The organism is Mongoliimonas terrestris, from assembly GCF_001927285.1.
Lineage (GTDB): Bacteria > Pseudomonadota > Alphaproteobacteria > Rhizobiales > Pleomorphomonadaceae > Chthonobacter > Chthonobacter terrestris.
In genome coordinates, this window is the sequence record NZ_MSIG01000027.1 from 1 (window position 1) to 12782 (window position 12782).

A 12782-nucleotide genomic window follows, 5' to 3' on the forward strand; every position below is an offset into this window, starting at 1 on the left:
ACTTCCTGCCGATCCTCTTCTGATCGGCCGCCCCCTCGACGACCAGGGCCTGCGGCTCCTCCGTCCGGAGAGCCGCGGGCTTCGGGCTTTCCCGGCCATCTCGGTTAACAGGACGTTAGCGAATCGAGGGGCATTCTCATCGCCACACGACTCCCCCGGCGATCGAGACCCAATCACCCATGGCATCCGCGCGGTTTCCCCATGGTGTCTTCCAGTTGGCGCAGGCGTCCGATGCCAATCGGGGCCGGGCGCTGCTGAAGGCTTCGACCGAGCTGTTCGTCTCCGAAACCGCCCACATCCCGGCCGAAATCCACATGTACGAGGAGCTGGCGCTGCAGCTTCTCCGGATCACCCCGCTCGACGACCGCCGCCAGGTGGCCGCCATGCTGGCCCGGCACCGGGAATCACCGGCGGCTGTCCTGCGCGCGCTGATGGCGGACGACATCAGCGTCGCCGAGGCGATCATCATCGGGGCCGAGACGATCCCGGAGGTCGACCTCATCGCGCTCGTGGCCACAGGCAGTCCCGACCACCTGCGCGCCCTTGCGCGCCGCCGATCGGCCTCGCCGGCGCTGGTCGAGGCGCTCGTCCGCAACCTGTCGACGGACGACCTGCCGATCCTCCTTGCCAACACCAACGTCCGCATTCCCGCCCATGTGATGCCGCTGGTGCTCGCGGCGGCCCAGGGTCGACCTCGGATCGCCGAGGCGCTTGGCAATCGGGTGGAGGACCTGGACGACACGGCACTGACCGATCTCTTCCTCGACCTCGACAGCCGCGGCCGCCGCCGTGTGCTGCAGGGCCTGGAAATCCTGGCGCTCCGGGCTTTTGCCGCCAAGACCGTGATTCCACGTCCGCCGGAGCCCTCGCCGGAGCGCGCGCAGGCGCTGTCCCGCGCGGCCGTGCTCGGCGATCCGGACGGGTTGGCGGCCGAACTTTCGGTGCTACTCGGCATCGAGACGCCGCTTGCCCGGCGCCTGGTGCTCGACGCCGGCGGCGAACCCCTCGCCATCGCGCTGAAGGCGGTGAATCTCGATCCGGCGCTGGTGACCCGCATCCTGATGTTCACCGGCGGTCCGGCGCAGCGCGACTATTTCCAGCTGAAGCGCCTGGTCGACATCAACGAAAGCGTCTCTTCCCGCTCGGCCGCCATCCTGGTCAGCCGCTGGCGCGCCGACCGGCAGCCTCTGCCTGAACGCAGGCCGCGCCACCAGCCGGTCGCCGAAGCCGGGACACCGGTGCGGGCGGGCGCGCCGGCAACACGGCCGGCCATACCCAGTAGCTACCAAGCTGTACGGGACGGCAAACAAGGATAGACGCCAAGGATTTTTCCGTTAATTTACGAGACTATCATACATGAGCGCCTCGTTACTTCTAATGATCCGCAAACAACCGTCGCAGACAAGTGTCACCTATATTCTGTTTTTAATATTTGACGCTGCCTACATGAACACGGTAGAACTATGTAGGCTTTCAGCGCGCCGGCGGTTTGATCTATACTGTCTTCTCTTTCGCTTGAGATCCCACACTGATTATTTTTGCGATTACTTCGTTCTTCTTTGTAATAAATCTTGGAGCACAACGAATGACGCAAGCGACGGGCGATCATTCAACGGCGAGATACCAGTTTCTTGACTTACTGCGCGCCATAGCCTGCCTGGGAGTTATTTTACAACACTCCCTATCCGGTGCTGGATTCATTGCACCAACGAAAGATGGTTTCGGTCAAACTGTGTTTAGCTTTGGGCAAACTGGTGTCCTTATTTTCTTTTTTGTTAGTGGATATATTATTCCAAAGAGCCTAGATGGCGACACCGCATCGAAGCTAAAGACCTTTTGGATCAAAAGAGCGTTTAGAATATATCCGCTTTATTTCTTTGTATTTTTACTGACTTTAACTTTAGACAGCGTTCTGTTTCAGAAACCGACAGCATCACTTCCATATCTTGTTCCTCATCTTATTTTTGTTCAGTCTTGGATTGGATATCCAGACTATGTTGGTGGATCCTGGACGCTTTTTATAGAGCTAGTTTGGTACATTAGCATATTTTTACTTTATTTTATAGGACTACAACGCTTCGATAAGTTTGTTTTCTATTTTCCTTTGATTTCTATATTATCGCTTGTCGCAATCTCTATTGCGCTTGATGTACGCCTTCCATTTGGAAGATTAACTTATTTCTTAGCATGTTTCATGGGGTTGCTTTGGCTGCGATTCCACACGAGCCAGATAACCGGCCGCTTTTTTGGTGTCACCTTCGGATCTTATCTGGCGGTGATTGCAGCTGCGCTTTACGCTGGCGTTGGTATACACGGTCAATCACATGACTTGAACCCAACTTTCCAGTGCGTGATAAACAATTGGGCGGTTGGCGTAGCCCTTACAGCTTGGATTATGGGGCGCCGGAACAATCAGTTCAGGTTCGTGAGCTTGCTTTTTCCCATTGGAATCATCAGCTACTCAGTATATCTTGTTCATGCTCCTATACTGGATGTTCTAAAATACTTTAACGTTTCAGGGTTTGCGTTCGTAATTCTTGCCTTCGTTGTCACCCTGCCACTAGCTTCGATAACTTACCGCCTAATAGAAAAGCCGGCGATGAGTTTTGGGCGTAGCCTTGAGGTACGGGCGCCAAAGGCGATAGCCTCTTGATTCGAAGATACGGAACTTCACGGCGCCTAAAAATCCAGCACATCGAGCCCGTGATCCCCGTCGCGGGCCTCCGTCTCCACGACCCAGCAGTCCGTGTCGAAAACGCGCTCGCGGGTCAGGCGGTCCTCCACCTCGCGGTCCGGCGCGCCGACGGCGAGCCGCTCGAAGACGCGGCCGCCGGCGATCGCCGGGTCGAGGTCGGTGGTGAACATCTGAGGCAGCGGGCCGTAGAGGTCGGCGGTGCCGTCGAGCCGGCTCACCTTGACGAAGATGGCGCCTGCTTCGGCGGCGCCCTTGCGCACGACCGCGGTGAAGCGGCCCTCGCCGTTGCGGCGGCGCACATAGGCGGCCACGAAGAAGTCGGACGTCACGCGCTGCATCGGGCCCTCGTCCAGCGGCGGAAGACCGGTCGGCGCCCGTCAAGGGGTGACGAGACCGCCGATCTTCACCAGTTCCGCCAGGAAGGCTTCGTTGATCCGACCCGTGATGACAAGCCCGCGATTCTCCTCGAACCGGCGGATTGCCTCGCTGGTCTCCTGACTCCAAAGGCCATCGGCCCGCAACGGCCCGTAGCCGGCAGCGTCGAGCGCCTCCTGGATGCGGGCAAGGCGCGGATCCGTCTGAGGCGCTTCCAGTGCGGCTTCGCTGACCGGAGCGGGCGCCGTGGGCTCGGCCGCAAAGGACGGCCGGTCGGCGGCGTCCGGCGTGTAGCGGAGCGTCACCGGCGCGACGGCGGTCGGGCCTTTGTCGACGGACGCGTGCTCCGCGCCTTCGGCGACGAGCGTGCCGCTGCGGAGCGGTGACGGTCGCGGCAAGGGCACATCGGGTATCGGCTGATCGGTGGCGACGGACGGTTCGGCAAGCGCGGGCGCCGAGACCGCGGCGGCGGGCGTTTCGACGGCCGGCACGCCGGCGCCGTGGGGAACGGCGACGTTGAGGATGGTCAGGAGATCCTGCGACGGCTCGCCGGTCGGCTCCAGGCCGTGGGTGCCTTGGAAGGCCCGGATGGCCGCGCGGGTCATCGGACCGTCCAGGCCGTCGACGGCCCCGGTGTAGACGCCGAGCGCCTTCAGGGCGGACTGGGTGTCGGCCAGAAGCGTCGGATCGATGGCGGCAGGTGCGCCCAACAGATCGCCGATCCGATCGGTCTCCACGGCGACCTTGCCGGTTGGCGGCGGCATCACGCGTCCGCTCGGCAACGGGCTGGTGCCGTTGAAGAGCGGGGCCGGATGAGCGCCGGGCTGCATCATCAGCGCGTTGGTCAGGATGGCCGACCCGACGACCACCATGACCACGCTGCCGATGGCGGTCATCGGGTTGGACAGGGTCTGATCGAGCGCGGTGGCGGCGAAGCCCCGCCTGGGCGGATCGGCATTCTGCCGTCGACGTCCCTTGGATGCCATGCGGTTCACGCCCTCTTCGCGGCGCGGAAGGTCTGCCCGGCTTCTGCGCGGGCCTTGTGGACGGCGATCGGAGTCGCCTCGCGGTCGCAGTTGAGCGGCAGGCTCACGGTCACCGTGGTGCCGACGCCCAGCGCCGAATCGATGGTCATGTCCCCGCCGTGGAGGGCGGCGAGGCCCTTGACCACGGAGAGGCCGAGGCCGGTGCCCTCCCGGCGCCGGTCGTAGCCGCTGTCGGCCTGCACGAACGGATTGCCGAGGCGCGGCAGGTCTTCCGGCGCGATGCCGATGCCGTTGTCGCGCACATAGAAGGCGATGCGCCGGCCATCCCGCCGGGCGCCGCACACCACCTCGCCGCCACGGTCGGTGAACTTCACGGCGTTGGAGAGGAGGTTGAGGATGATCTGCCGGCAGGCCCGCCGATCGGCCACCAGTTCGGGCATGTTGTCCTCCACGTCCAGGCGCAGGGTCACGCCGGCCTGCTTGGCCTGCGGCTCCATGATCTGCACGCAGCGGTCCAGCACCGGCTTCAGGTCGAACGGCTCCGGCGTCACGTCGAAGCTGCCCGCCTCGATCTTCGACATGTCCAGGATGTCGTTGACCACCTGCAGCAGGTGCTCGCCGGAGTCCTTGATGAGGCGGGAGTATTCCCGGTGCCGCTCGAACTCGAACTTGCCGAACATCTCCTGGCCGAGGATGTCGGAGAAGCCGATGATGGCGTTGAGCGGCGTACGCAGTTCATGGCTGACGTTGGCAAGGAAGCGCGTCTTGGCGAAGCTCGCGGCCTCGGCGTCCTGCCGGGCCTTGAGGATCTCGTCCTCCTGCGCCTTGCGGTGCTCGATGTCGCGCGTGACGGCCACGACCACCCCGCCGAAGCCGGCCGCCGCCTCCTCGGAGCGGCGGAGCAGCGTCTCCACCCAGACCCAGCTCTCCGGCTCGCCCTCGTCGCCCCGGCGCAGGCGGAACTGCACGGCGGAGAGGCCCCGGTAGATGGCCTCCGACAGGGCCGTCAGATAGGCGGGCCGATCGGCCACATGGACGCGGCGGAAGAGGCCGTCGCCCATCAGGGCGGACGGCGGCACGCCGAGCAGGCGGCTCACCGCCGGCGACGCGAAGGTGACGTCCGCGTCGGCGCCGTGGCAGGTGACCACGTCGATCATGGTGTCGGCGAGAAGCCGGTAGCGGCTCTCCACCGAGCGGGCGCGGCGCTCCGCGTCCCGGTGCTGGGTCTCGATCCGGATCGCCACCATGGCGGCGTAGACGAGCGCCACCACGGCCGCGGCGCCGCTTGCCAGCGCGCCGTCGACCGCGATGCCGACCGGTTGCGGCAGGAAGCCGAAGTGGGTGATGCCGGCGACGACCGCCAGGCCGAGCGCGCCGATGGCCGCCGCGGCGGCGATGACCCGGCGGCTGTTGGAGAGCGCCGCCTCGATCGGCGCCACGGCGAACCAGACCAAGGCGAAGGACGAGAGGCCGCCGGTGAAGACCGCGACGACGGACGCCAGCATCGTGAGGAGCAGCGCGGAGAGCACATATCCGCTGTCGATGCGGCCGGTGCGGCTGACGAAAAGCCCGACCAGCGCTTCAAGCCCCATGATGGCGAGCACGACGCTGGCGAGGGTGGCGAACGCGTCGTCGAACACGAAGCCGAGCGGCAGGAGGGCGAGCGCGAGGATGCCGCTTCCGACGTGGGTCGCGATGAAGGCACGATGATGGGCGTGCCGGGCCGCATCGGGCAGAGCCGACGCGTGCACGAGCGGGTCGAAACACCGCTCAAGAGCCCGAGAGACCTCGTCGATACGCAATACGCTACCCCACTCAATCGGGTCGCCGCGGCTGAAGCCGTTGTCCCCGAACGGTCGCACAGCCCCCTTTAAGGAGTCTTGATGGGAGCGGCACGCATGTCTCTCGCAAGGCCGAAATGGCGCTTCCGGCCGGTCGCGGGGGAACCGATCGTCAGCATGGTTAAGCGCGTGTAAACAGCCGGACCGGAAGGGGACGGCCGCATCCAAGCCGCTGATTTGACGCGCACTTTTCAGACTCGATCGAATTGTAGGAAAACTTGCCGCCAACTCTCGATAAATCGCGTCGCGTTTTGATCGACCGGCTGAACCGGATCGCAAAGGGTGCTGGCGCATGGTGCGGCGGTTCGGACTCCTCCGCTTTGAGACCCGGCCGGCCGGACAGAGACGGCAGGCGGCGAGCCGACCAGGGACCAAGACCGACCATGTTTCTGATCCGCACCGCGTTCTGGCTGACCATCGCGATCCTGCTCATTCCGGTGGATGAGGAAACCGCCCGCCAGGTGGAAGCGGCGGGCGTGCGGCCGATCGCGGCCCGGGAGGCGATGATCGTGGCCGAGGATGCTCTGGCGGACGCCGGGAGCTTCTGCGACCGCAATCCGAGCACGTGCGAGATCGGCAGCCGCTTCGGCACGACCCTTGCGGTCAAGGCCCAGGCGGGCGCCCGCATGCTCGCCGACTTCATCGACGACCAGCTGGCCGCCGCCACGCCCGCGTCCGACGCCGGCACGCTGACCGACGAGGATCTCCAGGCCCCCTGGCGTGGCCCGACGCCGCAGGCACCGGTCGGCGACAGCATCTGAGGGCGCGCGCGCGGCGAAAACAGGTCGGTCGCGCTTCATACCCGCCTCGTTGCCGCTATATGCTGAGGCATGGCGCCGACGAGGATGACGCAAACGATGACCCTGGACGAGATCCGCGAGAACTTTGCCTTCCTGGACGACTGGGAGGATCGCTACCGCTATGTCATCGAGCTCGGCCGATCGCTGCCACCCTATCCGGAAGCCGCCCGCACGGACGAGAACAAGGTGCGGGGCTGCGCCAGCCAGGTCTGGATCGACACATCGGTCGACCGCGCCGAAGGGGAGCCGCGCCTCTCCTTCGTGGGCGACAGCGACGCCCATATCGTGAAGGGCCTGATCGCGATCCTCCATGCCACCTACTCGGGAAAGCCCGCCAGCGAGATCCTGACCACGGACCCGGAGCGGATCTTCGAGGAGTTGCAGTTGCGCGAGCATCTGACGCCGCAGCGCTCCAACGGGCTGCGTTCCATGGTCGACCGCCTCCGCCGGGAGGCCGCGGCGGCCGCGGCGGCCGCCTGAGCGCGACGGGCCCTGCCCACAGTGGTCAAGCCTTGGGCCTGTAGTCCGCTGCGCCCCAATGGTGCTTCGCGGTCGCCTTCGGGCCCTCGGCCGTCTCGTCGAGCCCGTAGTGGCGCGCCAGGGCTGCGAGGGCCATCCTCAGCACCACCTTACCGGATCGGAGCGGCCAGCCGCGGGCGCGCTCCACGTCGCCGAGCCCCTTCAGATGGCAGCAGACGTCCACGAGCACGCCTGCAAGTTCCGGCCCGACGGCGGTGATGGCGCGGTTCACCCGATCCCGCGCCGCCATGGCGGCTTCCGTCACCAGGAGGCCGCCGGACGCGCCGGACCGCCGCCGTTCGGTCGGCGCGCCAAGACCCTCCCAGTTCATCGTCGTGCGCGCCATCATCCCGGCGACGGTGAAGTCGGCGCGGAACCGTTCGCCCGCCGTGAAGGCGGCGGCGTCGATGAGCGGGCTGCCGTCCTTGTCGCGACGGCTCCGCAGCCAGGCGAGCGGGCTCTCGGCCTCGTTCAGGTCCACCTCCGCCCGCCGACCGTCCGGTCCGGCGACGGTTCGGCGGACGACGGCGGCCTGCCTGGCCTGACCGCGCACCTTGTCTGCCGGCTTGACGATCGCTGCCCGCGCGGCGACCGGGCGACGCACCGGCCGGCTCATCGTGCGCCCCCCCGACGACGGCGGTCGCCGATGCGCGGTCTTCGGAGCGCCGCCCAGCGGTCGATCGCAGCCTCCAGGCTGTTCAGGCGCACATCGAGACGGTGGTTCTCCCGCATGTCCTCCACCCGACGACAGGCGTGGGCCGCTGTCGTGCGGTCGCGGCCGAAGGCGCGTGCGCAGGTGGAGAGGGTCACGCCAAGCCGCACATGCAAGAGGTACATGGCCACCTGGCGGGCGCGCGCCGGCGATTGCCGGCCCCGCGTCGGGTGGCGCAACGTGTCGGCGCCGAGATCGAAAGCGCGCAGCACGACCTGCTCGACGAAGTCCACGACCGCCCGATCATCCACCGGAGCCGCGACCGTGCGGCCGTCCAGATTGAAGGGACATTTCAACAGAGTTTGGCGCATCTGATCACCCTTCTAGGAATATTTGCCTAGACAGGAAACCATGGCCCAGGGAAACGGGGATAACTTTCGGTTGTCGGTGCGAATCATGGTTAGCACCTCGCGGGCGCACCCCGGTTGCTGTAACCCCTGGCAATTGAACGGGGACTTCCCGGTCGTACTTCGCCGCCGAGCGGAGCTGCAACCGCGGCGGGGCAGAAAGCCACTATCTTGGATTGCAGGCGTCACGTATCGACGCCTCGTGCGGCCCTTGGTACAGCCTGCGGCCGGACGGGGACGCCAAGCCAGTTATCCCCCTTCTCCGGAGCCGTGCGAGCATGGCGCTTCCCCGTTCGGAGAACTCGCCCCGTGACCCTGCCGCGCCGTCCACCACACCCGTCGGAGCCGTTCGCCCATCTTGGTTCAAGCCGCGGCGGTCCGCCCATCGACCGTCGCTCGGCACATAGGACACGGGCGCTTGTCGCCGCTCGGGTGGTCCGGGAGGGTGCGGCGCTCTACGAGCGGGCGGTTCATCTGCCCCGGCTGATCCCGTGGGACACCGCCTTCGTCGCCTCGGATCGGCACATCGACACGGCCCGGATCTGCCAGGCGCTTGCCCGGGCCTTGCGGTCGGAGCGCAACCGGGGGCGTGCCGGCCATTGGACCTACGACCTCAATCGCCACATCGGCCTGCTGCAGGCGTTCCGCGCCGAACGGGCGCGCCTTGCCCGCGAGACCCATCGCCGTCCCCGCGGGTCGCCGACCGCAGGCGGCTGACGCGGTCGTGCGGCGGATCGAAGCCTGCTGCCCACGGCCGCGCGTCCGTGCGGCACCGTCGCGGCTCCGTTGGCTGCGGGCTGAATTCGATGTGGGCGGTGAAAACACGAAACGCGGCCCCCTTACGGGACCGCGTTTCTTCAAACCTCGTCGATGTGGCCTAACAGGCCGCGTGCCGGTCGATGTCGATCGACGGAGACCCGCGCGCCCCGCGGGACCGCCCGCTCGCCGCTCAGCGGCCGCGACGACGCTGCTGGCCGAGGCCCATCTTCTTGGCCAGTTCCGAACGGGCGGCCGCGTAGTTCGGCGCCACCATCGGATAGTCGGCCGGCAGGCCCCACTTCTCGCGGTATTCCTCCGGCGACATGTTGTAGTGGGTGCGCAGGTGCCGCTTCAGCGACTTGAACTTCTTGCCGTCTTCCAGACAGATGATGTAGTCCGGCGTGACGGATTTCTTGACCGGGACGGCGGGCTTGGCCGGCTCGGGCTCGGCCTCGACCGGAGCGCCCTGCACCCGGTTCAACGCGCCGACGACCTCATAGATGAGGTTCGGCAAATCGGCGGCGGCGACGGAATTGTTACCGACATACGCCGCGACGATGTGCGCAGCCAGGTCGATCACCGTACCGTTGTCGTCAACTTCGCTCATGTTTCTGACCAGTCCTTGCTTTTGATCTGTATCGAGAATCCCGGAAAAACCAGGATAAACGACGCACCTGGAACCACCTGTGCCGATCAAATGGGGCGGCTTCTTCAGGTTGCGACGCTCGTTGCCGCTCGGCAATATCAGTTGCTTCCAGATAGCGCTCTTCGGCCAGGAACACAAGCGGACGTTCAATGTTTTCACACGTATGGTGTGGCGCGGTGCAATGGTAGACTTGTAACCATGCAGCTTCGACAGACGATACGACACATTCGTTCGTCATTTCGACCGCATTTGCAGCCTTCTACACGGGCGCAGCCAAAGCCCCACGGCAGAGGACGAATCAGACGGAACGATGTTCTTCGCCGACCGGCAGTTCGTTTGCGCGGTCAGGCGGGCACAGGGTTGACGATACGTCACCCGGCCGTCCGGCGGACACCGGAGCATAGCCGGCGATGAGGGCCGCGCGGGCCAGGAGATGCGCGGAGATCGGTGCCGTCAGAAGAAAGAAGAGCACGCCCGCCAACGCCCGCGTGGTAACGCTGAAATCGGGGGCCCAGATGGCGACCGCCAGCAGGCAGAAGCCGGACCCGAGCGTGCCGGCCTTGCTGGCCGAATGCATGCGCGTGTAGACGTCCGGGAAGCGCAGGATCCCGAGCGCGCCCACGATGGCGAACGCTCCTCCGATCAGCAGGCAGACCGCCGTGACGAGCGCGAAGAGCATGGTCATCGGCGAACCTCCCCCGAATAGGCGCTGTCCGGTCCACTGTCCGGCAAGGTCGTCGCCGCGTCGCCCGCCCGGCCCCGCGTCATCACGAAGCGCGCGAAAGCCACCGTGGCGAGGAACCCGACGAGGCCGAGCGCGATGGCTATGTCCAGATACTGGAAGATTTCGGCCTTGAGGCCGATGGTGGCGATGAAGCCGATCACCACGCCGACCAGAAGGTCGAGCGCCACGATCCGGTCCGGCAGGGTCGGACCGCGGACGATGCGCACGACCACCAGCAGAAGCGCAAACGACAGCATCATCATGGTGACGTCGGCGGCGATGTCGATGATGTCCTTCGGGTTCATCCGAACGCCTCCATGATCTTCTTCTCGAACCCGTCGCGAATGTCGGCGACCACCGCATCCGCATCCGGCATGTCGACGCAGTGCACGTAGAGAAGCCGCCGGTCGTCGGAGACGTCGACCGACAAGGTGCCGGGCGTCAGGGTGATCATATTGGCCAGGAGCGTGATCTGGAAATCGCCGGTCACGGTCAGCGGATAGGCGATGAGCGCCGGTTCCAGCCGCATGTCGCGCCGCACGACGATCTTGGCGACGCGCCAGCCGGACTTCAGCAACTCGACGATGAAGAGCCCGAACAGGGAGATCACCGCAAGCGGTCGAACCCGTCCGCTGCCGGCCGACAGGTCGAGTTTCACCATGGAGAGCGCGATGCACGCAAGGGCGAACCCGAACAGGATGTTGACGATCGAGAAGGAGCCTGTCACGGCACCCCAGACGCCGGCGAGGACGACGGCAAGAGCGATGAAGTGGGTCATGGGGCGGTCGCTCCGAGCACACGGGCGGTGAAGCCCGCCGGGTCGATCAGGCCGCGGGCGCTATCCTCGGCAAGGCCGCCGACGACGGTCGGGACCAGGCCCATCAGCACCACGGCGCCGGCAAGCACCACCACGGGGCCGACAAGGGCGATCCGGTCGGCGGGATCCTCGATCCTGCCGATGCCGGCAAGCTGGAGGGTGCCATCGGGCGTACCCTCCGGGCCGCCGCGCCAGAAGGCGTAAAGCCAGACGCGGCCGACGGCCAGCGTCTGCAGGAAGCCGGCGACCAGCACGGCGGCGGCGAGCCACGGCAGGTCCGCCGCCAGCGTCGCCTCCACCAGGATCGCCTTCGGCCAGAAGCCGGAGAAGGGCGGCAGGCCGGCCACCGCGAAGAAGAGCACCAGCACCACGCCGGCGAACAGCGGGCTGACCGCATAGAGGCCGCCGAGCCGGCGGAGATCGCCGGTGCCGCAACGGGCCTCTATGACGCCGGCGGCAAGATAGAGCGCCGTCATCACCAGCATGGACTGGACCGCGTAGAAGATGGATCCGGTCAGCGCGGTCGGCGTTCCGACCGCGACGCCGATCAGCATGGAGCCGATGCCGGAGATCACCAGCCAGCCGAGGATGCGGCGAAGGTCCGATCCGGCCAGCGCCCCGAGCGCGCCGATCACCATGGTGGAACCGGCGACCACCACGAGGACACTGGAAAAGGCTCCCGTCTGGTTGCCGAGGAGGAGCACGCCGACCTTCAGGAGCGCATAGACGCCCACCTTGGTGAGGAGGCCGGCGAAGAGGGCCGAAACCGTGGGCGTCGGCGTGTGGTAGGAGGCCGGCAGCCAGAAGTTCAGCGGGAAGGCCGCCGCCTTCATGGCGAACGCGAAGGTCAACAGCGCCGCGATGGTGACGAGCGGCGCTTCCGGCCCGGCGGCACGGGCCTTGGCGGCGATGTCGGCCATGTTGAGCGTGCCGAGCGTGCCGTAGAGCAGCCCCACCGATGCCAGGAAGAGCGTGGTGGCGACGAGATTGAGGATGCCGTACTTCACCGTGCCGTCGATCTGCCGCTTCTCCGAACCGAGTACCAGAAGCCCGAACGAGGAGATGAGCAGCACCTCGAACCAGACGTAGAGGTTGAAGATGTCGCCGGTCAGGAAGGCGCCTGTGACGCCCGTCATCAGGAGCATCAGGAAGGGGTAGAAGCCGTAGCGCCGTTCGGCGGTGTTGATGGACGGGCCTGCCGTCGCCGTCGCCACCAGCGCCGCGAAGGCCGCCGTGGTGGCGAACGTGGCACCGAGCACGTCGGCGGTGAAGGCGATGCCGAACGGCGGCAGCCAGCCGCCCATCATCATGGTGACGGGTCCCTCGGTGACGACCCGCTGCAGAAGCAGAAGGTTCAACCCCAGGAGGATGGCCAGCCCGGCGCCGGCCAGGGGACGGTGCAGGTGGGTGTGGTGGCGCACCATCACCAGGATGGCGCCGGTGAGGAGCGGCACCGCCACCGGCAGGATGAGCAGCCAGTCGGCAAAGGTGGACGGCGCCGTCACCATGGCGGCGGCGATGTCGACGGCGGGTGCGTTGGGATCCGGAGCGGCCATGGGGG

The 12782-nt window shown here is 66.2% G+C and carries 15 protein-coding genes; 5 read left to right on the forward strand and 10 right to left on the reverse strand.

Annotated elements, in window-relative coordinates; translation table 11 throughout:
* Window positions 1-179 precede the first annotated feature (179 nt).
* Entirely contained in the window at window positions 180-1316 is a 1137-nt protein-coding gene (locus BUQ68_RS21500; RefSeq protein ID WP_075218091.1) for a DUF2336 domain-containing protein, read from the forward strand.
* Window positions 1317-1585: 269 nt separating this feature from the next.
* Entirely contained in the window at window positions 1586-2653 is a 1068-nt protein-coding gene (locus BUQ68_RS21505; RefSeq protein WP_075218092.1) for an acyltransferase family protein, read from the forward strand.
* A 26-nt stretch (window positions 2654-2679) separates the two neighbouring features.
* Here the strand turns inward: BUQ68_RS21505 and BUQ68_RS21510 are convergent, their stop codons facing one another.
* From BUQ68_RS21510 to BUQ68_RS21520, 3 genes are read right to left on the reverse strand one after another with little or no spacing between them, the layout of a single operon-like run.
* Window positions 2680-3033, reverse strand: coding sequence for a DUF1491 family protein (locus BUQ68_RS21510; RefSeq protein ID WP_075218093.1), 354 nt, complete (start codon window positions 3031-3033; stop codon window positions 2680-2682).
* A gap of 39 nt (window positions 3034-3072) precedes the next feature.
* The gene (locus BUQ68_RS24040; RefSeq protein ID WP_210215673.1) at window positions 3073-4056 is read right to left on the reverse strand and encodes a peptidoglycan-binding domain-containing protein; all 984 of its coding nucleotides are present in this window, start codon (window positions 4054-4056) and stop codon (window positions 3073-3075) included.
* 5 nt (window positions 4057-4061) lie between these two features.
* Window positions 4062-5807 carry an ATP-binding protein gene (locus BUQ68_RS21520; protein WP_095407403.1) on the reverse strand — a complete coding sequence of 582 codons (1746 nt, stop codon included), beginning with the start codon at window positions 5805-5807 and terminating at the stop codon, window positions 4062-4064.
* 473 nt (window positions 5808-6280) lie between these two features.
* Here BUQ68_RS21520 and BUQ68_RS21525 point away from each other — a divergent pair, with 473 nt between their 5' ends.
* Entirely contained in the window at window positions 6281-6658 is a 378-nt protein-coding gene (locus tag BUQ68_RS21525) for a DUF5330 domain-containing protein (protein ID WP_075218095.1), read from the forward strand.
* A gap of 96 nt (window positions 6659-6754) precedes the next feature.
* Window positions 6755-7177 (forward strand): SufE family protein, encoded by a 423-nt coding sequence (locus BUQ68_RS21530; RefSeq protein WP_075218096.1) that lies wholly within the window; start codon window positions 6755-6757, stop codon window positions 7175-7177.
* 25 nt (window positions 7178-7202) lie between these two features.
* Here the strand turns inward: BUQ68_RS21530 and BUQ68_RS21535 are convergent, their stop codons facing one another.
* Both BUQ68_RS21535 and BUQ68_RS21540 read right to left on the reverse strand, forming a co-directional pair.
* Window positions 7203-7832: a DUF6456 domain-containing protein gene (locus BUQ68_RS21535; RefSeq protein WP_075218097.1), complete on the reverse strand. Its 630-nt coding sequence runs from the start codon at window positions 7830-7832 to the stop codon at window positions 7203-7205.
* The gene (locus BUQ68_RS21540) at window positions 7829-8239 is read right to left on the reverse strand and encodes a helix-turn-helix domain-containing protein (RefSeq protein WP_083656798.1); all 411 of its coding nucleotides are present in this window, start codon (window positions 8237-8239) and stop codon (window positions 7829-7831) included. Before BUQ68_RS21540 ends, BUQ68_RS21535 begins: the two co-directional genes overlap by 4 nt.
* Before the next feature lie 345 nt (window positions 8240-8584).
* Between BUQ68_RS21540 and BUQ68_RS21545 the strand changes: the two genes are divergently transcribed.
* Entirely contained in the window at window positions 8585-8992 is a 408-nt protein-coding gene (locus BUQ68_RS21545; protein ID WP_139315296.1) for a DUF6477 family protein, read from the forward strand.
* A gap of 232 nt (window positions 8993-9224) precedes the next feature.
* Here the strand turns inward: BUQ68_RS21545 and BUQ68_RS21550 are convergent, their stop codons facing one another.
* The 5 genes from BUQ68_RS21550 to BUQ68_RS21570 form a co-directional block, all read right to left on the reverse strand.
* The gene (locus BUQ68_RS21550) at window positions 9225-9641 is read right to left on the reverse strand and encodes a Ros/MucR family transcriptional regulator (RefSeq protein WP_075218098.1); all 417 of its coding nucleotides are present in this window, start codon (window positions 9639-9641) and stop codon (window positions 9225-9227) included.
* A gap of 337 nt (window positions 9642-9978) precedes the next feature.
* Window positions 9979-10365: a monovalent cation/H(+) antiporter subunit G gene (gene mnhG, locus BUQ68_RS21555; protein ID WP_075218099.1), complete on the reverse strand. Its 387-nt coding sequence runs from the start codon at window positions 10363-10365 to the stop codon at window positions 9979-9981.
* Window positions 10362-10709 carry a cation:proton antiporter gene (locus BUQ68_RS21560; RefSeq protein WP_075218100.1) on the reverse strand — a complete coding sequence of 116 codons (348 nt, stop codon included), beginning with the start codon at window positions 10707-10709 and terminating at the stop codon, window positions 10362-10364. Before BUQ68_RS21560 ends, mnhG begins: the two co-directional genes overlap by 4 nt.
* On the reverse strand, window positions 10706-11182 hold the full coding sequence (locus tag BUQ68_RS21565) for a Na+/H+ antiporter subunit E (protein ID WP_075218101.1): 477 nt from the start codon (window positions 11180-11182) through the stop codon (window positions 10706-10708). The genes BUQ68_RS21560 and BUQ68_RS21565 overlap by 4 nt, the downstream gene beginning before the upstream one ends.
* Complete coding sequence (locus BUQ68_RS21570; RefSeq protein WP_075218102.1) at window positions 11179-12777, reverse strand: Na+/H+ antiporter subunit D; 1599 nt, start codon at window positions 12775-12777, stop codon at window positions 11179-11181. Before BUQ68_RS21570 ends, BUQ68_RS21565 begins: the two co-directional genes overlap by 4 nt.
* Between the last annotated feature and the right edge of the window lie 5 nt (window positions 12778-12782).